Source organism: Microcoleus sp. B4-C1, from assembly GCF_036705285.1.
Classification (GTDB): Bacteria; Cyanobacteriota; Cyanobacteriia; order Cyanobacteriales; family Microcoleaceae; genus Microcoleus.
Genome location: NZ_JAUBUC010000048.1, coordinates 1 through 17,492, shown reverse-complemented (window position 1 = coordinate 17,492; position 17,492 = coordinate 1). Strand labels below are relative to the sequence as shown.

Annotated in this window: 19 protein-coding genes; 11 read left to right on the top strand and 8 right to left on the bottom strand. The window is 41.9% G+C overall.

What is annotated here, in order from left to right:
* Positions 1 to 89 precede the first annotated feature (89 nt).
* Positions 90 to 3,785 (top strand): NACHT C-terminal alpha/beta 1 domain-containing protein, encoded by a 3,696-nt coding sequence (locus QUB26_RS19115; protein WP_333319228.1) that lies wholly within the window; start codon positions 90 to 92, stop codon positions 3,783 to 3,785.
* Between the two features lie 218 nt (positions 3,786 to 4,003).
* Complete coding sequence (locus tag QUB26_RS19110; RefSeq protein ID WP_333319226.1) at positions 4,004 to 4,240, top strand: hypothetical protein; 237 nt, start codon at positions 4,004 to 4,006, stop codon at positions 4,238 to 4,240.
* Between the two features lie 87 nt (positions 4,241 to 4,327).
* Here QUB26_RS19110 and QUB26_RS19105 read toward each other — a convergent pair whose 3' ends face one another.
* Entirely contained in the window at positions 4,328 to 5,248 is a 921-nt protein-coding gene (locus tag QUB26_RS19105) for a cation diffusion facilitator family transporter (RefSeq protein WP_333319224.1), read from the bottom strand.
* 241 nt (positions 5,249 to 5,489) lie between these two features.
* Between QUB26_RS19105 and QUB26_RS19100 the strand changes: the two genes are divergently transcribed.
* Positions 5,490 to 5,837 (top strand): hypothetical protein, encoded by a 348-nt coding sequence (locus QUB26_RS19100; RefSeq protein WP_015174783.1) that lies wholly within the window; start codon positions 5,490 to 5,492, stop codon positions 5,835 to 5,837.
* Between the two features lie 494 nt (positions 5,838 to 6,331).
* On the opposite strand, the gene QUB26_RS32060 is transcribed toward QUB26_RS19100, so the two are convergent.
* The 3 genes from QUB26_RS32060 to QUB26_RS32050 all read right to left on the bottom strand — a co-directional run bounded on the left by QUB26_RS32060 (position 6,332) and on the right by QUB26_RS32050 (position 7,560).
* The gene (locus QUB26_RS32060; protein WP_445299625.1) at positions 6,332 to 6,649 is read right to left on the bottom strand and encodes a hypothetical protein; all 318 of its coding nucleotides are present in this window, start codon (positions 6,647 to 6,649) and stop codon (positions 6,332 to 6,334) included.
* Between the two features lie 263 nt (positions 6,650 to 6,912).
* The gene (locus QUB26_RS32055; protein ID WP_445299624.1) at positions 6,913 to 7,194 is read right to left on the bottom strand and encodes a hypothetical protein; all 282 of its coding nucleotides are present in this window, start codon (positions 7,192 to 7,194) and stop codon (positions 6,913 to 6,915) included.
* Between the two features lie 48 nt (positions 7,195 to 7,242).
* Entirely contained in the window at positions 7,243 to 7,560 is a 318-nt protein-coding gene (locus QUB26_RS32050) for a hypothetical protein (protein WP_445299623.1), read from the bottom strand.
* 375 nt (positions 7,561 to 7,935) lie between these two features.
* On the opposite strand from QUB26_RS32050, the gene QUB26_RS19090 reads away from it, so the two are divergent.
* The 4 genes from QUB26_RS19090 to QUB26_RS19080 all read left to right on the top strand — a co-directional run bounded on the left by QUB26_RS19090 (position 7,936) and on the right by QUB26_RS19080 (position 11,657).
* Positions 7,936 to 8,771, top strand: a protein-coding gene (locus tag QUB26_RS19090; protein WP_445299622.1) for an IS5 family transposase whose coding sequence is annotated in 2 segments (ribosomal slippage) — positions 7,936 to 8,365 and positions 8,365 to 8,771 — 837 coding nt in all. Because the reading frame shifts where the segments join, the coding sequence is not laid out codon by codon here.
* Positions 8,767 to 9,444: a group II intron maturase-specific domain-containing protein gene (locus QUB26_RS32045; protein WP_445299626.1), complete on the top strand. Its 678-nt coding sequence runs from the start codon at positions 8,767 to 8,769 to the stop codon at positions 9,442 to 9,444. The genes QUB26_RS19090 and QUB26_RS32045 overlap by 5 nt, the downstream gene beginning before the upstream one ends.
* Positions 9,445 to 9,958: 514 nt before the next feature.
* Positions 9,959 to 10,576, top strand: coding sequence for an IS607 family transposase (locus tag QUB26_RS19085; protein WP_333244076.1), 618 nt, complete (start codon positions 9,959 to 9,961; stop codon positions 10,574 to 10,576).
* The gene (locus tag QUB26_RS19080) at positions 10,479 to 11,657 is read left to right on the top strand and encodes a transposase (RefSeq protein ID WP_333244073.1); all 1,179 of its coding nucleotides are present in this window, start codon (positions 10,479 to 10,481) and stop codon (positions 11,655 to 11,657) included. The genes QUB26_RS19085 and QUB26_RS19080 overlap by 98 nt, the downstream gene beginning before the upstream one ends.
* A 13-nt stretch (positions 11,658 to 11,670) precedes the next feature.
* Here the strand turns inward: QUB26_RS19080 and QUB26_RS19075 are convergent, their stop codons facing one another.
* Positions 11,671 to 12,111, bottom strand: coding sequence for a translation initiation factor (locus QUB26_RS19075; protein WP_333244070.1), 441 nt, complete (start codon positions 12,109 to 12,111; stop codon positions 11,671 to 11,673).
* Between the two features lie 108 nt (positions 12,112 to 12,219).
* Entirely contained in the window at positions 12,220 to 12,723 is a 504-nt protein-coding gene (locus tag QUB26_RS19070) for a hypothetical protein (protein WP_333244067.1), read from the bottom strand.
* A gap of 308 nt (positions 12,724 to 13,031) precedes the next feature.
* Here QUB26_RS19070 and QUB26_RS19065 point away from each other — a divergent pair, with 308 nt between their 5' ends.
* On the top strand, positions 13,032 to 13,205 hold the full coding sequence (locus QUB26_RS19065) for a hypothetical protein (RefSeq protein WP_333244064.1): 174 nt from the start codon (positions 13,032 to 13,034) through the stop codon (positions 13,203 to 13,205).
* A gap of 427 nt (positions 13,206 to 13,632) precedes the next feature.
* On the opposite strand, the gene QUB26_RS19060 is transcribed toward QUB26_RS19065, so the two are convergent.
* On the bottom strand, positions 13,633 to 13,755 hold the full coding sequence (locus tag QUB26_RS19060) for a hypothetical protein (RefSeq protein WP_006633228.1): 123 nt from the start codon (positions 13,753 to 13,755) through the stop codon (positions 13,633 to 13,635).
* A gap of 20 nt (positions 13,756 to 13,775) precedes the next feature.
* Here QUB26_RS19060 and QUB26_RS19055 point away from each other — a divergent pair, with 20 nt between their 5' ends.
* Positions 13,776 to 14,387 carry a DNA-3-methyladenine glycosylase gene (locus QUB26_RS19055; protein WP_333209862.1) on the top strand — a complete coding sequence of 204 codons (612 nt, stop codon included), beginning with the start codon at positions 13,776 to 13,778 and terminating at the stop codon, positions 14,385 to 14,387.
* Positions 14,388 to 14,436: 49 nt separating this feature from the next.
* Positions 14,437 to 14,736 carry a hypothetical protein gene (locus QUB26_RS19050; RefSeq protein ID WP_333051735.1) on the top strand — a complete coding sequence of 100 codons (300 nt, stop codon included), beginning with the start codon at positions 14,437 to 14,439 and terminating at the stop codon, positions 14,734 to 14,736.
* Positions 14,737 to 14,863: 127 nt separating this feature from the next.
* Here QUB26_RS19050 and QUB26_RS19045 read toward each other — a convergent pair whose 3' ends face one another.
* Positions 14,864 to 16,360: a glycosyl hydrolase family 57 gene (locus tag QUB26_RS19045; RefSeq protein WP_333244058.1), complete on the bottom strand. Its 1,497-nt coding sequence runs from the start codon at positions 16,358 to 16,360 to the stop codon at positions 14,864 to 14,866.
* Positions 16,361 to 16,640: 280 nt separating this feature from the next.
* Between QUB26_RS19045 and QUB26_RS19040 the strand changes: the two genes are divergently transcribed.
* Entirely contained in the window at positions 16,641 to 17,369 is a 729-nt protein-coding gene (locus tag QUB26_RS19040; RefSeq protein WP_333319221.1) for an AIM24 family protein, read from the top strand.
* Positions 17,370 to 17,492: the final 123 nt, after the last annotated feature.

The window sequence follows — 17,492 nt, the reverse complement described above, 5'->3', positions numbered from 1 at the left end:
GAACGCTTTTTTGAGTCAGAATTTAGTCCTCTTTTAGAGGACTTTCGCTATGAGCCAGGGGTTTAAACCCCTGGCGGGCTATGCAACAGATGCAAAATTCTCAATTTCATCCACTTTGTTTGTTAGGAATGAGTCAAACTATGGCATCTCGCAGTGTTCGGATTGATGGCGCAGGTTTGGATAAAGTTCGTCAACGGATGGCTGAATTGGAAAAGCCACTAAATCCAGACAAACGAGGTTGGTCTAAAGAAGACCTTGAAAGGCAAGCGTATGTGAGTATTAGCACAGTGAAACGCTTTTTAAAGGGAAATCCAGTCGATAGGAACTATGCTATTTCAATTCTTAAAGCATTAGGATTTGAACCCATAAAGTTTATTACCGTACATGACTCAAACTTGCAGAATTCCGAGCTAGAGCCACAGCAAAACATTGGTACTGATTGGCAGCGAGTTTGCCAAGAAATGTTACACGAGCAGCAAGAGGAGCAACGATTTAGACGGAGAGCGACAGAAATGGGATTTGAAATCAATGTTTTTGTACCGCTAGGATTAATCGAACGGAAACAGCAGCAGCGTCGCAGTGGCAATGTGCCTATGGAACTGTTACATCAATTAGAAGCGGAAGTTGTTACCCGAATTTACGAACATGATGAATTCATGACTGACGTTATTGGACAAAACCCTACTGGAAAAAATAAACATATTGCTATTGTCGGCGAACCAGGAGCAGGAAAGACAACGCTGTTAGATAAAATCGCTACTCACATTCAGGAAAATAATCAAGATTTGCCGATTTGCATTGCGCTGGCAAGCTTGCAAGGAAAGACACTGAAAGACTATATCCTTCAGGAATGGTTACCGGAAGCTATGGCTTTGGTTTATCCTGATATTGATGTAGAGAAGTCTCACAAAACATCTCTACAAAAACGGTTGCGTCACGGTGGGGTGTGGCTGTTACTTGATGGTGTTGATGAAATGGCTGTAGGGGCGAATAGTTGTTTGTCCTTAGAGGAAATCAGAAACCAGCTTACTGATTGGTTGGGTAATGTGCGGGTTGTATTGACCTGTCGAACCAATGTTTGGGATGCCCGTCTCAACAATCCCCTCACAGGCTTTGATACTTACAAAACTCAGGAGTTTAAACATGAGCAAGTAGATGATTTTATTCAGCAGTGGTTTGCTGAAGCAAAAAATATTCAACGGGGACAGGAGTTACAGAAAAAGCTGCAACAACCGCAAAAAGAACGCATCCGCCAACTCGTAAAAAATCCGCTTCGCTTATCTCTACTGTGTCAAATATTCAGCCAAAATAAGCAAGTCGAATTACCAGAAACCAAAGCCGAACTATATCAACACTTTGTCCGCTATTTCTATGAGTGGAAACCATCCCAACCGGTTATTGATTGGGCGACTCAACCAGGTTTGCGAGAAGAATTACATCAAGCCCTCGGTCGTTTGTCTATAGCAGGATTGGATAGCGATACTCGATTTCGCTTGCCGCTGAGTTTAATTGAAAAAGAAATGGGCGATAGGCTTTTTAAATTAGCCTGGGATCTCGGTTGGCTGAATTTGGTAGATCGAGAAGCTGCAACAGATGAACCGGTTTACGCATTCTTTCATCCTACATTCCAGGAATATTTTGCATCTTTAGTAATTGATAATTATCAATTTTTCATGGAGCGTTATCGAGTCTTTGAAATCCAATGGCTAGAAGTAGCTATATTATGGTTAGAAAACTCCCAAATTGCAGCAGTGTTAAAGAAAGAATTGAGCGACACAATAACCAATTTTAAAGAAGATCAATGGAAAAATATGTATCGGCTTAAGCTTCTACCATTAAATATAGTTTACTGGTGTCAATCTGGCGAAATAGAATTTATTGCTAGACGGGTGTATGGCGTTTGCTTGGATGATAATAAGACACCAACAAAAATAATATACAAATTAATGTTTCCTGGTTATGAGGAATTCATCATAGAATCTTTAAAATATTACGCTCCCAAAGAAGCCTGTGATATTATAAGTGAAGTCGTCATAAATAATACTGATTTAGAGCTATACGAACTATCTCTATCTAGGCTTTTGGAAGTTTTATTTAAAATCAACCCGGAGCATGAATGCTTAAAAGTATTAATTCCTAAATTATTAAAAGATGATCATGAGGGACGTGCCATAGAAGTAGCAAAAATAGCTTTAAAAAATGATAAATTCAAGCAAATTGCCGTGGATTTTTTAGTTAATGCTTTATTGAACGAAGATGAGCAATACGAATTACAAAATGTTTCGATTATTAATGTTTTAATGGATTGTCAGATTTTGGACAAAGTGGTTATTGGCAAGTTAATATCATTTTTAAATAGTCAAAATCTTATGATTCAATCGCTAGCTATTTCACATTTAGACAAACTCAGCCTAAATCATAACGCTTTAGTCAACAATCAAGAAGTATTGGATGCTTTGATTAATTTCATAAGTCAAAATCGAGACAATCACATAAATATTATTCCTGCTATTAGTGTAGTCAAGAGACTTGATATTGATATTTCAAAAGTCAACATAGCAATCATTGACTTGTTAAATAATTCACAAGAATCAGCAATTATATATTTATTAATTGAATCTTTATTTGACTATGTGGAAAACCAAGGCTTTATTGTAGAAGGTATTAATAAATTAGACCAATTAATTGCTAATGAAGTAGAAGAATATTATTATAATACAACCGAACAGTTAAACTCAACTACAAGTAACGATACAGAAAATATAAATAATTATTTTATGGAAAAACAATATATTGAGTTTGTATCAATAATTAGCGATCCCCAAAAATTAACCTTTGCAAATTTGATGCAAAATCATTTTACTGGAAAATTATATATAGGCGAAGAAATTGCGATCGCCAAAATCAAACAAACTAATTTTGAAGTCATCGATAAAATGATTGAAATTATCCAAATAAGTAAAGACAACATATTACGCCATATTTGTATTGAAATCTTATTTAAAATTGAAGCATTATCAAAACAATCAATTATTGAGAAGTTGGTAAATTTAATCGTCGATTTAAAAGATAATCAAATTCAATTGTGTGTTGCCGCCCAATTAAAACAAATTACTCACAAAGCACAACTACAAAGGCTAGTTTTTGGTCTAAAGGATTATGTAGAAGATGCAGTTGCTAAGTCGGACTGTAATTTATATATAATTGCTTATTCACTGCTTTGGCATTGTGCTAATCACTTGAGTTATACGGAATTTTATGACGCTTGTTGCGTTCAACCATCCTGTACTGACTTAGAGACACTTGAAAACATCTCGGTTGCTAACTCTTCTACTGCTCGACACCTCAAGCTTGTTGAGCAATTGTCAGTTCTTCAGTCTGCGGTTTCCCATAATGAAGAACTCGATCGAGCAGTACAACTGATTTGTATTGATGGTAGCGAATTTAACCCTCCAGATAATCCTGCCACTGATATCTACATCCAAATGGTAGAGCAAGGTTGTCCAGCACGACAAGAAGGAACACCCACAACTATGCCACTGCTCAAAGCCTATTGGCGACTGAATTTGAGAAACCTAGAAAAACGAGTTGCTTTGGTGTTCTACAACTCTAAAATCGATCGCGAATTCAGCGAACCTTTTCTAACTGCACTGAGTGCTTTTGGAGGCACGATCGCAATCATCACCGATCGACCATGCGACAATGTAAAACGCATTTCTCCTAACCATCCGAATCTCATCGATGCAGTTTTGAAATGGCTGCATCGCTCGATTTTGGAGGCTTGAATTTTGATTGTGCCAGAAGGCGATCGCTTTTTCACCAACTCAGGCGCGATCGCACTCACTCCCCCAAATCTAACTCGCTCGAAACATTTCTTCATCTTTCTCTGAATTAAGAGAATCGTCCGCTAAAACAGAGTAGGAGAATTTCCGCTACGATCGAGAGTAGATAGGCTAGAACCAGATAAAATAAAGTAAAAATTCCATCCGCACTACCCGTTGAGATGGCTGCGAGCTCTCGGTTCAAAAGTGGAGATTTTGCTACCTTGGCATTTGCGGGGGGAAATGGCTACAGAAATTCAAAATACTTGGAATTTATACAAATAGAAAGACAGAAATCGACGACAGCCGATCGATCTATTGTGGAAAACTTGCCCTTTTCTGTGGAAAAACCCCCTTTTCCTGTGGAAAACTGCCACTCAATTAAGTGCGATCGCTCTAACCCGATTGATAGGATTTAAAAAATTGGAGGAATTGCGGTAAGTAAAAATACTTTCCCGATTCTTCAATTAATCCGTGTATCCGTCTCAAAATCACTGGTTGTGCCTTCATTTTTCAGAATTGTAGCTAATTTCGTCGGAATGGTAAGCCGGCGGCTCAACGTGAATTAAGATGCGTACAGGGCTGAAACGTTCTTCCAAACGGGCTTCTACTTCTTCTGTAATCCGGTGAGCTGTTTCTACATCGACAGCATCGACAATCATGTGCATATCAATAAATACTTGACGCCCTACAACGCCACGGGAGGCGATCGAGTGACAGTTAACAACCCCCGGTACATCGATCGCGATCGCGTGAATAACTTCCGGTGCGATCGCCATTTCATCCACCAACCAAGGCAGATTTTCTGTTAAAACCTTCCAACCGCTGCTAAATACCAAAACAGCCACAGGAAAAGACAAAAACACATCCAGGGATTGTAATTGAGGTATATTCCAAACCTGCCCTTGCCAAACACCAATCAAGCCGCCGATGACCATAATTGTCACCCAAACATCGCTCATCGTGTGCTGCGCGTCAGCCACTAAAATCGCGCTACCGAGACGTTTCCCAACCCTGCGCTCGTAAAAAGTGACAAAAATATTGATCCCCAGTACGAGCAGTAATATCCACAATTCATTTGGGGATATTTTGACAACTGTGCCACCTTTGAGCAACCTTTCAACAGCGCCACTGAGAATTTCAAAACAGGCAATTCCCAGAAAAGCAGCAATTCCCAGAGCTCCGAGAGCATCAAATTTTTGGTGTCCGTAGGGATGATCGCGATCGGGCTGCGGATTGGCATAATGATTAGTTACCAATCCTAAAATATTATTAGCGCTGTCCGTGACGCTGTGCAAAGCATCTGCCAGCAAACTCAGGGAACCAGTCAGCCATCCCACGGCTGCTTTAATTGCCATCACCAGCAAATTTAGCAATAAGGTAATTATCAAAACCTTGCGGACTTCGGAACGGTTATCGGCACCCATAAAATATCCTCGCTCAGCCGTCAAGTTTTCTGGCTTCTAGTTTAAAGCTTATCAAGTCATAAAAGGTTAAAAGTATTGCTGAATCTAGCTTGCGACTAGATTTATATTCATTAATTTAGCCTAGCTTCTTGAGACAATTTTTAATTAATACCAGTTTCGCAGTCCAATTGAGCTGGAATGTACTTCTTTTGGGTTACTATATTTTTTATCATTAACAATTGTATGTTAAATTTCATTGCCCATGTCTCTTTCTCCGCTGACACTGAATTTAGTCGAAGGTTCTGTCTCCTTTAGCTTTTCCCCGCAAGCCGCGCGGGATTTGCAAAGCGAAATTGCAGCTTTGATGGAAAGCTTGAAAGCTGTAGCAGCCAAAACCGCTGGCGCTAAAGCTTCTCCCCAAAAACCGATGGAATATCGATATGCAGGGGATGTATTTTTGGAGGTTTTCTGCAACCCGAATATCTGGCCAACTCCTTTTGCTGCGAAAGTGCTGATTACGGTTAGGGACGATCGCGTGCGCGTCACCACCGAAGCCGAACTCAGCCGCCTGCGCGACGATCTCGCTCAGTATATCGAACAAGTAGGTTGAAATTCTCAACCTGAAGCCCGCGCGTTTGTCAAGGTTAAATTCCCATTAGAATCATGGGCGTTTTGGCTTCAGTAGGGTGCGTCAGCTAGGGTTCTTTTATCGGTAATTGAGAGACTCTCTTCTGACGCACCCTAGGACTAATTGGCTTAGGAGCGCGAATTAAATAACTTACAATTTTAATTGTTATTGTGGGATGGGCGTCCCGCCCGTCCTTTTTGGACGGGCGGGACGCCCATCCAACTTTCAAGAGTGGAAGTTATTTAATTCTCATTCCTTAGTAAGGTGCGTCAGCTAGGTTTCTTTTATCGATAATTGAGAGACTCTCTTCTGACGCACCCTAGGACTAATTAACTTCAGTAGGGTGCGTCAGCTAGGTTTCTTTTATCGATAATTGAGCATTACTCACAAGTTAAGCTAAAAGCACTATTGTTAATGAGTAATTTTACTCATTTTTTACCTGTTAACCCAATTAAAATATGACTCCATTTGTTCCTTTATTGTTGAAAAAAAATTGTTAGGGACTTCTTTGAGTTCCATGGAAAGGAGAAATAATTAGCCTGACATGAGGTTTTCATGCCTAGCTCAACAATCCCTAAATCTTGATTTTTAGCGTAGGCAAAATACTTAACTAGGTCAGAAGCTAATCCTTTTTGATATGCCACAGAAAAATGAGACATCCCCCGATAAATCATTTCTAATGAAACACGTTCCATTGACACTCCTAATTCATCCGCAACGGCATCTCCTAAGTCTACCAAAACCGCATAAAATAGCCAAATATCCCAAATCTTAATCGGGATTCCGTTGGACAAACCTGTCCATAAATAACTTAAATTTAGGAGTCTATTTACTGTACAAAATGCGTTTTCTATTCGCCAGCGTTTTTGATATAAATTTGCTACTACATAGGGGGCAATACTTCGGGTTTTCGGACAGTTTTTAGATAAAATCGCCAGGAAGTCTTGGAGCTAATTTGTACTAAAATTATAGTCAAATCTGGTGTCTGTTTTGTGCCTGCACCTATTTTAATTATCTGGTATTTGACATCATAAGTATTGGTTAATACCCGCTCGATTTAATAAGATGCACCTTTCTTAATTCGAGTGAGCAATCCAATTTCTTGCTCGATTAGTTTTGACCAAAAAGCGAAGTGATAGAAGCCTCGATCCAATAATAGTAAGGTTTTAGGCTTAACTGTTTTTAGTAAATCTTCCTCCCAATTAGTATCTGCTTGTTTCGGATTTTCCCCCAACCAAATTTCTTCGGGAAGATGAGTTACTAGGTCTATGATTACTCCCATTTTTCCGGCTAATTGACCAATTGGCACATCTGATAAAATTTCGAGTTTACGAAACAATGCTTCTAATGTTGAGCCGTCAGCTATCCAGATATTTTCAAAGTTTTTTCAGGCAAATTGTACGCTATCTGGTAATGGTCTTGATTTTCTTGTTAACCATTTTTGTCGAAAATGAGGTAGTAATTGTTTAAATACTTTTTCAAATAAAAATGCGATCAAAGTTAAAAATCTGAGCGATAATGCTTGTTGACTAATCTTTTGTGGCTCACACCATAAAAATTCCTCTCTATTTAATAATCTGGTTAATTCTGTTACTCCTGCTACGGGTCGCCATAATAAACTTAATATTGCTGCCATCATTAATGGTAGTGTCAGAATTCTATCTCTTAGATTTAGTTGCCGATAAAAACTTTTTTGGGCCGCCATTGCCGGAATTAATAAATCTTCCAGGTGATTCGCGATTACTTCATTTTCTACTTGGGGACGATTTTTTTCTTTGCATGATCTCGGTTGATTCGTTTTTTGCGACTCATAACTGGTTCAATTATCGCTCAACTGCTTGCCCGGTAAAGGTTTCATCCTATGTTACCTTTGTTGGTCTACCCCCTTGACAATTTGCACTTTTTTTTAACTTGTCACAAATGTACATAGTAGACCTCTTGCAAAATAATTTTATGATATAATTAAAACTTTTGCTTTAGTTGATTGAATCAAAACTCCTAACTTATTCTTACTCTTGTTTTCCTAGAAACAAGATAAAATGCTAAAAAGCTCTGTTGGTCATTACATAATAAATAAATCATGAAAAATCAATCTTATCTAAATTTAAAACCTTGTGAATTTAAACGTAGATTTGGCGTTAAGATTGAAACCTTAAAAGCAATGGTTAACGCCTTGGAGAACTTCAAGTCAGAAAATCAGAAAGACAGAAGAGGGCGTCGCACCATCCTAACTGTCGAAGAACAAGTTTTAGTCGCCTTGGAATATTGGCGAGAATATCGAACATATTTTCATATTGGGACAAGTTGGGGAGTATCTGAATCAACTATTTGCCGAATTGTAACTGACATAGAATCAACTTTAATGAAAACGGGAAAGTTCCGTATTCCTGGGAAAAAGGCACTACTCAAAGACTCTGATTATCCAGAATTCGTGGTAATGGATGTCACAGAAACAGCTATTGAACGACCCCAAAAAAAACAAAAAAACTATTATTCAGGCAAAAAAAATGTCATACTCTAAAAACTAAATTGGTAATTAATCAAGAGACAAGAGAAATTATTTGCACTGCTTTTGGTCAAGGGAGTTGCCACGATTTTAACTTGTTTAAAAAAAGTAAAACTCATTTTCATCCGGAAACAAATAGCTTACAAGATAGTGGCTATCAAGGGATAAAAAATTATCATTCCAATAGTTATATCCCTAGAAAGAAACCTAAAAATGGGAAACTTTCTCTTCTAGAAAAAAGCTACAATCGAGTTCTAGCACAAGAGAGAATTGTGATTGAACACATTAATCGGAGTCTCAAAATTTTTAAAATATTGTCGAGTCGTTATCGCAATCGTCGTCGCCGTTATGGTCTGCGTTGTAATTTGTTGTCAGCAATTTACAATTATGAGTTAGCTCTAGGGGATTAAATTTAAAACCTCTAATTATAACATATATCTTTTTTGCAAGAGGTCTAGTACAGATGGTTGCGACTTCCTTGGGTGGAACTTCTCAGTTAAACCCAATGGTAAATTCATTTCAACACCAAGTCAAAAAGCTACAATTAGCATTAAGGCAAAAGTTAAAAAAGTGATAAAAGATAGTCGTTTCACTCTCGAACATCGAATCAACAACTGTGGTTCGGTGCTAAGAGGGTGGAGAAATTACCATAGATTCTGCGATATGAGTCAACACAACCTGTGGTCACTGCGCTATTGGTTATGGAAATTCATTCGGAAACAAGGAAGATACAACCGTTATCAAACCAATAAGGTTATAAAAAGAGCACTTCCTGCGGTTAGTTGGTCAGCCTGCAAGTTTGTCATTGTCAAGGGAGATAAATCACCCTATGATGGCGATTTTGTTTATTGGTCAAAACGAGAGAATGCTCACTACGATGGGATAACGGCCCGACTTCTCAAGAAACAGAATCACAAATGTACAGAATGTAATCTATCGTTCATGTCAGGTGATATTGCAGAACTACACCATATCGACGGCAACCATAACAATTGGAAACCTATAAATTTGGAAGTTCTACATCGTGAATGTCACCAGCATCAGACCGTTCATGGTCAGGTGAGAGTCCGAACAGCGGGTTAAACCCGACTTACTAGGTGTCAGACTAGGAGCCGGATGCAGTGAAAGCTGCACGTCCGCGTTCTGAACCAGAGGTGTCGTGTGGTAACACAGGCATCGACTCTAATTGAAGGAGATGTGTCCTCAAGCAATTGAGGCATCGACTCTAATCAAGTGAACAAACCTGACGGTCAACTGAGTACAGTTAGACCGCAGGCTTCTTTTTCCTTTTTTTCAAAGGCTTTTTATAGTGAGGTAGTTCCACCCCCACTTGCTAATATAGTATCAGAGTATTTCCCGAGCATCTTGGGGTATAAAAGAATAATTGTCGGTTTCGGTACCGAAACCCGACGAGCCTTTCATCCCAAGGAGTAATTCCCAACGGGGTACGGGGCTCCGCGCTCTGATTAATCCCCTCTAAATATACGCCCAAGACTTCCCGGCTGATGTTACAAAGTAAACGATTTCTTAGAATATTCTGGTAAATCCTTGTAGAACCTGGCACTATGGTTGGAGAACGCAAAAATACCCCCTAGCGATGACCAGATATGTCACACCACGAGAAGCTTGCAAAATCTTGCAAGTCTCAGACAAAACCCTTAGAAACTGGGAACTTGTCGGCAAAATATCAGCAATCAGAACTCCCTCTAACCAGCGACGCTATGATATCGACAGCGTTCTCGGAACCGGACATGACCGAGTTACAGCCATCTACGCCAGGGTCAGCAGCTACAAACAGCGCGAAGACCTTGATAGGCAAGTCAGTTACCTCCAAAGCCTCTATCCGCAAGCTAAAGTCTTTAAAGACATCGGAGGCGGACTCAACTTCAAAAGAAAAGCGCTTCTTGCCCTTCTGGGACAAGTCATGTCAGGAGATATCTCAGCAGTTGTGGTCGGACACCAAGACAGACTGTGCCGGTTTGGTGGCGACCTTATCAAATGGATCTGCGAGCAAAACAATTGCCAACTCATGGTTCTCAGCAGAAACGAGTTGTCTCCAGAACGAGAAATGGTTGAAGATATCCTTGCCATCATCCACGTCTTTAGCAGCCGACTCTATGGTTTGCGAAAATACAAATCTGCTATCAAAGAAGATTCGAGTTTACCCGGAAACCAAGCTAGCAGCGAAGTGGAGGAGTTGGATTGCAGCAAGTAGATGGTGTTACAATCAAGCAATTGCTATCCTGAAAGATGAAAAAATTGGTAAGTATGACTTAAGGAAGAAAATAATGGACTCAGCCCCTAGTTGGGTGTCTGAACAACCTTACAATCCGCGCCAAATGGCAGTGTTCCAAGCTTTTGAAGCACACAAAGCAGCTAAAAAGACAAAAGGAACGGCAAAATTTAGAAGCCGTTGCGACGCATCTGAGACTATCCGATTTCAAACGTCCAATTGGAAACTAGGAACTTTTTACCCACTTTCTACTAAGGAACTAACATTCAAGTCATCGGAGCCCATTATCGAGGTAATGCAGCACGAACCGACACTTAGCTTGATTAACAGGCAATGGTTTATTTGCTATGCAATTGATGTACCAAAAATCAAGCCAATTGAGAGCGATTTAGTTATTGCTTTAGATCCGGGTGTCAGAACTTTTCTTACTGGTTTTGATGGTAGTGACTTCATCGAAATAGGAAAAAACGATATCGGTCGTATCTATCGCCTAGCAAGGCATCTAGACAAATTAATGTCCCGTATTGGAGTAAGTAAAGGGAGAGAGTTCAAGCGACTAAGGTATTGCCTGCGAAAATCAGCAGCCCCAATCAGGAGCAAGATTAAAAACTTGGTCAATGAACTACACAAGAAAGCTGCAAAATATTTGACAAGCAAGTACAAGTTAATTTTCTTGCCAACCTTTGAGACACAACAAATGGTCAAAAAAGGCAAACGCAGGTTGGCGAGTAAAACGGCTAGAGCGATGGTTACGTTGAGCCATTATCGCTTTAAACAAACGTTGAAGCATCAAGCTACCAAGCATGGTGGTGTTGTAGTAGACGTGACAGAAGAGTACACATCGAAAATCTGTTCCAAATGTGGACACGTTCATTCTAAATTAGGCGGGTCTAAAATATTTAAATGTCCAAAGTGCGGACACACTCTGGACAGGGACAAAAATGGCGCTTTCAATAAAATATTGAAAGCTTTGAGAGATACCTCCTTGATAGGAGAGCTTGCTGCTTTTTCTATCTTGCCATACACGGTGATTCCTGGCTTAGTTCGGGATTTACCGGGTTAAATGTATCTGGTAGTTAACTAAACCCTTCCTCATCCGCCGGGTCGCCGTAGGGGTCTTCGCTGGCCGGAGTCAGGTTGCCGAACATTCCAGCATCCGCTACATAGTCTGCGGGGTCGCCGTAGGGGTCTTCGCTGGCCGGAGTCAGGTTGCCGAACTGTCCGTAGTCGGTACCGGCGTAGTCTGCGGGGTCGCCGTAGGGGTCTTGGCTGGCTGGAGTCACGTTGCCGTACTGTCCGTAGTCTGCGGGGTCGCCGTAGGGGTCTTGGCTGGCTGGAGTCACGTTGCCGTACTGTCCGTACTCAGCCGGGTCGCCGTAGGGGTCTTGGCTGGCTGGAGTCACGTTGCCGTACTGTCCGGGATTTGAGGCATCTTGGTAATTGCCGTCAGGATCGAATTGCTCGCTGTCTGGCCCAACGATCGCATCTTTTAACTTCCGCAAAAATCCGTCTACCATGATAAAGTTCCTCTTTTTTAGGTGTTGAAAAACGACTGTTTTAGATTGGGAATCCCACATTTAATTGAAAGTCAGGGAACCTGCAATCTAAAATCTCAAATGCTTAGACTACTGTGCCGGAACAGGACTTGTAGCTTCAGGCAAGCTAGTAAGGTCTCGACCAGTATTTTGGTTGTTGTACCCCTGGAATTCGCGGTAACGCACTGCCTCGGACTCCGGAACTGTAATTCCTCCCGGCGGGGGCGTTACCCAGACCGCGCGATTCTGGGCATCGCGGTAGTAAACGCGACCGTTTTTGGAAAGGTAATGTTTTCCCTGCGGCCCCTTTTCTTGTTTATTTTTGTACTGATTGTAGATGTAGTAAAGGGCCGCTGCTCCTGCTAAAGTAATCCCTACTTTTTGAGCCGTGTTCAGTCCTTTTTTCGCTTGTGGGGAAGGAGTGGGGGCGCGATTAGTTTGCACTCCTCCAGCGCGAGTGTTGTCAACAGGAGGCGGGGGAGCGTAAGTTCGCTCGTCAGAACCGCAAGCACTCACAAAGGGAAAGGTCAGCAGCGTTGTCAGCAGCAGAGCCATGAAGCGCGATCTTTTGGGTTCGGGTTTGATTGTGTTCATTGCCGCTCCGAATTGTCGGGATTATAGGTAGGGTGTGTTCTGGCGAGGTTAAGGAACCTGAGCTGCTGCCAACTGTTTTTAGAGTAAATTAATTTCTCAAAGCAATTTTGACCAAAAAAGTAGTTGCTGAGAATTTATCAACAGCGCAGGTACGGTATTGCGTTTCTAGATTAATCATCCTCAAATCTCTTGATGATTTACTCATTCCAGGGATATAAATAAAGTTTCTTTTATTTCAGTCTGGAGGTATATGCAAATGCGCGCCTTCGGGTAAAAATAAATTCCGTTTATGGACTGCTCAAAGCAAAGTGAAGCAGACGGAGGGGGGCGAGTGCCAAGCTCAAAGCAGCACTAGCGAGGGAAAGGAGGCGGGATTTGTCGATCGGCGGTGTTTAATTTCGCCAGACTGCTTGTGGGAGATGCCTGTATTTTTTTGTGGGAATTGTGGAGAGGTCGATCGCACTATTGTAGAAATCTCTTAACAGCGAGACAAAGCCCCCGAAGCTTTTCGGATATTTAGGAAAATAAATAATTTATTTACTGCTGGATTGTCGATCGCAGTTGTATTTATTGTGGCAAAAAATCTAATTTTTTATAACCAACAAAAGCAACTCAAGGAATTGCTGCAAACCAAACAGTGCGGCGAGCGACAGTTCGCTTAAATTTGCCGGGATGGGCCGAATTAGAGAATCCTAGCTTGCAAGAAACTAAAATGCCAGATGGCAAAATTCACCCTTAATGGCAGCCCATAAAACAATCTGGTGTGTCATTACTTGTCAACTTCTTTTCATTCTTTCCGCTCTCTGTTTCTCTTTCTCTGTGTCCTCTGTGGCCTCTGTGGTTCATAAAAAAAACCGCCGGCTGACTGACAGGCGGCGGTTTTTTTAAGCAACTAACAATCGCCTAAAATTAGTGAGCAGAACCGTTACCGTGATACTTGTCAGTATCGTAGAATCCGTTTTTTGTGCCAAAGAACAGACAACAAACGGTGAAAACTGCTGTCAAGACTGCTAAAACTAACTTAACGTCCATAATTTACCTGCTGTTGTTGAGTGAGTGCAAATACTCAGATTGTAGAATCTTTTTGGCTGGCGCGGCCATCTACCAGCGTAGCGCCAGATTTACTGGGATGCTCGCTGGTGCGGCAGTTTCCTGACGGCGAGACGATTCGGGGAATGATTGTCGAAACCGAAGCTTACGGGCCCGGAGATCCCGCTTGTCACGCTTACCGACAACGCACTCCTCGCAATGAGGTGATGTTCGGGCCTCCGGGTATGAGCTACATTTACCTAATTTACGGGATGTATCACTGTTTTAACGTGGTGACGGATGCAGAGGGAGTTGCTAGTGGTGTGCTGATTCGAGCTTTGCAGGTAGATGTGGTTCCCCAAGAATTCGCTGCAATTCCTGAGAAGAAGCGATCGCGCCTCGCCGCCGGGCCTGGGAAACTGTGTAAGGTACTGCTGATCGATCGAACTTTAAGCGGTTTTCCCTTGGGTGCAGGCCAACCGCTGCGATTGGAACACCGGAGCGAGCAATTTCAGCAAGCTGTGGAGGAGGGTACAATAAATTTTGTCCAAACTACGCGGATCGGGATTTCTCAAGGCATGGATTTGCCTTGGCGCTGGTATGTAGGGAACTGTACGGCTGTGTCACAACTCTAGTAATGTCAAAGGTATCAGCGTAAATTTTGTAGCTTATCTTCGTGAAATTATGGCTTACTCTTCTGAAAATCCGATCGTCCAACTCAAAAAATGCCTGACGCTGGCTCAGGATGTTGGTAGTCACAGTGAAGCCAACCGGGCCTTCCAGCAATTGTGTGGGATTATCGATGCTGAAAACCCAATGGCGGCGCAACTTTTGGAGATGCTATGGGAAGAAGCAATTATGGCGAGGCGATCGGCTTTATTTTGGCAGCAAATGAGCGATGTTGAGAAAGATATGGCTAATAGAATGATGGAAAATATGACGCAGATGCGGCAGAATTACTTGCGGCTGATGCAGGAAATGTAGGAGTTGGTAATTGGTAATTACTAATTGGTAATTGTTCGGACTTTGCCAACAGGCGTAGGGTGCGTCAGCGCCGATATTTGATACCGATCGAACAATTTGTTTCTGACGCACCTTACAATAAATTCTCCTACTTCATTAAAGCAGCGCCGCGGTTGTAAAGTTCGCGGGCGTAATCAGTCCAAGTTCCCTGTCCCCAATAGCGGAAACAGCTTGTTTGCACCAACAAATTGTAAAGCAAAGCTTGCTGGTATTCAAACTGCTTAGTAACGGTGGCATCTTGCTGCACCAGCGGATCGTATTTTTTGTGAAATGCAGCGCTGAGTAGATTCATCGGTTCCAAGACATTTTCGTAGCCTTTCACCCAACTCAAATCGTTTGTCCAAGAAGCACCATCCATGTGAAAATTATGGTCGGTTTGCTTGAGTTGGGCGATCGCACTTTCCACTTTTTCCGGTGTTGCACTATCAGCATCGACTAGGTGCCAGATTTTGTGCTGGTTAACCCCTTGACAAATCGGATAATCATCAGGATTAACACCCGCCGCTTCAATTATCTCCAAATATTCAGTGCCGTTTAAACCAACAACACCGGATTTTCCCCCGCCTTGTTCGCGGTTTTCGTGCCAAGCTTTGACAAAAGCGCTGGGAAATTCATTCATCATCACGCCGCCATTTTCTCCGTCAGCAATCTGAGTGACTAAAGAAGGAACTGTGACATTGCCAATTTGCTGTTTATTGCGTCCTTTTGCTTCGTAATAAGGCTGCATTTGTCCCACCAATTTCGTATCCGAACCTTGGGTTTTAATCAAAGCCGTGATGCTGATTGTTTCGCCGTGAGAATTGCGCGCAACCAAACGGTTGGGAATATATTTTTGGTCTTGCGACAATCCCGAACCGTCTGGATTTTCTACAGAATGTTCTTGCACCATCAGCCAGCGATAGCCGCATTCTTTCAAAGCTTTGATGTATTCGTAAAGTGTATCTGGGTGATTGGGAAAGTGCATTTCTGGGGGCGAAAAACCTTTGACGCGCTTGAGGGCATCAATGCCAAAAATGGCTGCAAAATGATGTTGCCATGCTTGAATTTGGAGTTTGATGTCGGGAATGGGAGTTGAAGGAATGACGGCGTGACTCCACATTGTCCCCAGCCATTCTACGTGAGGTTGATATTGAGGATCGCAGGTAATCCGCTTGAGATTATCAAAGATATCGTCGCGTCCCATTTGGCGCAATCCCCACAATAAGTTGCCCGAATAATCGAGCATAATTCGCGGGTTGCAGCCTTCGGCAATCAGTTGGGGAATGAATTCTCCCATGCGAGAATAGCACCAAGCAAACACTCCGGCGTTGTGGTTGTCTCCTTGGTTGGGATGTTCAAACATATTGTGGAGATTGCTGATCAGTTCGCCGTTTGCACCCGCAGGAATTGTGGGTTGGTGCATATGGAGGGCGCAGGCGAATCCGGCTTGAATGTTTTCCAGGCGCAGATTTGTGGTAGGTAGGAAGACAGGTTCGTTGCTATTGGCTGCAGCCTTAATTTCTGCTTCGGAGCCGCAAATATTGGGTAATCCTGAGTTGATTTCTTGTAAAATCGGTAAATTGGGAGATTGTGCGATCGCAGGCATAAATTTTTCTCAACCATTGTGGAGGGGCGCTGTCTGCTATTGCTAAGATAGCTATAGCCATCCTAAATCATTTGTAAATTTCTTACTCCCTCCCCTTGATAAGGGGAGTGTTGGGGTGGGATCAAAAATTTACTGCTCATTTAGGATTGCTATAGATACTTTAACAGTAGCAGAGGATGTCTGCAAAAGAGAAATTTCACCGGATAAGTCCGGGATCGCGGCAGATCCTAATCTTGGGTAAAATGTTTAACACATTTCACGTAAATAGGCGAGGTAAATTATGAAATACGAAATCAAGGTTTTGGAACCAACGGATTTGTGGTATGTCCAAAATAATATCAATCCAGAAACGAACAAGTTTTATCATCCCACTAAGAATATTCCCCTCGTTCAGCAAGCGGAAATTAACTTGAATAATTCCGGAGTGATCATTCAAAAAGGTGCGCTGCATTGGTGTATGGGGAAATTGACTTCCGGTGTTTATAAAACGGATAACCGTTTAAAAGATATGTGGGTATCTTTAACAACGGAAATGGACTACAACGCTCCTGTATATCAAGGGACTGGTACGGTGAAACTGGAACCGAGACAAAAAGGGAATTTCCTGCATTATACGCCGATCGCTCTGTCGGATGGGGAGCAGTGGGAATTTGATGATGGTGTATTTCAGTTTTGTTCGGACAATGTAGTTATCGGTGCTAAAAAACTGAAATTCCGACAAGTGGCTGCTTCTAATGACGGTAGGTGGAGAATTGCTGTTACAGCTTTGCGCGAGCAAAAAGCTATAGTTGTAGCTGCTACAAATTCACCGGCTAAGATTGTGGAACTAAAACAAGGTGAAACTTTGATAGCTGATTGCGATTTGGTTAAAGGATTTACCAAGGGGATTGAAGAAGATTATCGAAAATTAGGTCATTTTGGCAAAGGGGGTGGAGAGGGTTATGTTTGGTATTATCAGGGGAAAGGTAAATTATTAATATGTGAAAATGATGCTATGGGTTTGGGATAAATTGTTGCATTTTTGTCTAGCGCTATGAGAATTATGAGTGGGATTTATGTAAGGAATGAGAATTAAATAACTTCCACTCTTGAAAGTGGGATGGGCGTCCCCCCCGGCCTATTAGGAAGGGCG

What these genes read in the sequence shown, in the direction of transcription:
- QUB26_RS19050 (WP_333051735.1), top strand. Translation starts at nt 14,437, where the DNA reads ATGGCTTACTCTTCTGAAAATCCGATCGTCCAACTCAAAAAATGCCTG.
- QUB26_RS19100 (WP_015174783.1), top strand. Translation starts at nt 5,490, where the DNA reads ATGTCTCTTTCTCCGCTGACACTGAATTTAGTCGAAGGTTCTGTCTCC.
- QUB26_RS19045 (WP_333244058.1), bottom strand. Translation starts at nt 16,360, where the DNA reads ATGCCTGCGATCGCACAATCTCCCAATTTACCGATTTTACAAGAAATC.
- QUB26_RS32050 (WP_445299623.1), bottom strand. Translation starts at nt 7,560, where the DNA reads ATGGCGGCCCAAAAAAGTTTTTATCGGCAACTAAATCTAAGAGATAGA.
- QUB26_RS19085 (WP_333244076.1), top strand. Translation starts at nt 9,959, where the DNA reads ATGACCAGATATGTCACACCACGAGAAGCTTGCAAAATCTTGCAAGTC.
- QUB26_RS19115 (WP_333319228.1), top strand. Translation starts at nt 90, where the DNA reads ATGCAAAATTCTCAATTTCATCCACTTTGTTTGTTAGGAATGAGTCAA.
- QUB26_RS19110 (WP_333319226.1), top strand. Translation starts at nt 4,004, where the DNA reads ATGGCTGCGAGCTCTCGGTTCAAAAGTGGAGATTTTGCTACCTTGGCA.
- QUB26_RS19040 (WP_333319221.1), top strand. Translation starts at nt 16,641, where the DNA reads ATGAAATACGAAATCAAGGTTTTGGAACCAACGGATTTGTGGTATGTC.
- QUB26_RS19105 (WP_333319224.1), bottom strand. Translation starts at nt 5,248, where the DNA reads ATGGGTGCCGATAACCGTTCCGAAGTCCGCAAGGTTTTGATAATTACC.
- QUB26_RS19060 (WP_006633228.1), bottom strand. Translation starts at nt 13,755, where the DNA reads ATGGACGTTAAGTTAGTTTTAGCAGTCTTGACAGCAGTTTTCACCGTT.
- QUB26_RS19070 (WP_333244067.1), bottom strand. Translation starts at nt 12,723, where the DNA reads ATGAACACAATCAAACCCGAACCCAAAAGATCGCGCTTCATGGCTCTG.
- QUB26_RS19080 (WP_333244073.1), top strand. Translation starts at nt 10,479, where the DNA reads ATGGTTTGCGAAAATACAAATCTGCTATCAAAGAAGATTCGAGTTTAC.
- QUB26_RS19075 (WP_333244070.1), bottom strand. Translation starts at nt 12,111, where the DNA reads ATGGTAGACGGATTTTTGCGGAAGTTAAAAGATGCGATCGTTGGGCCA.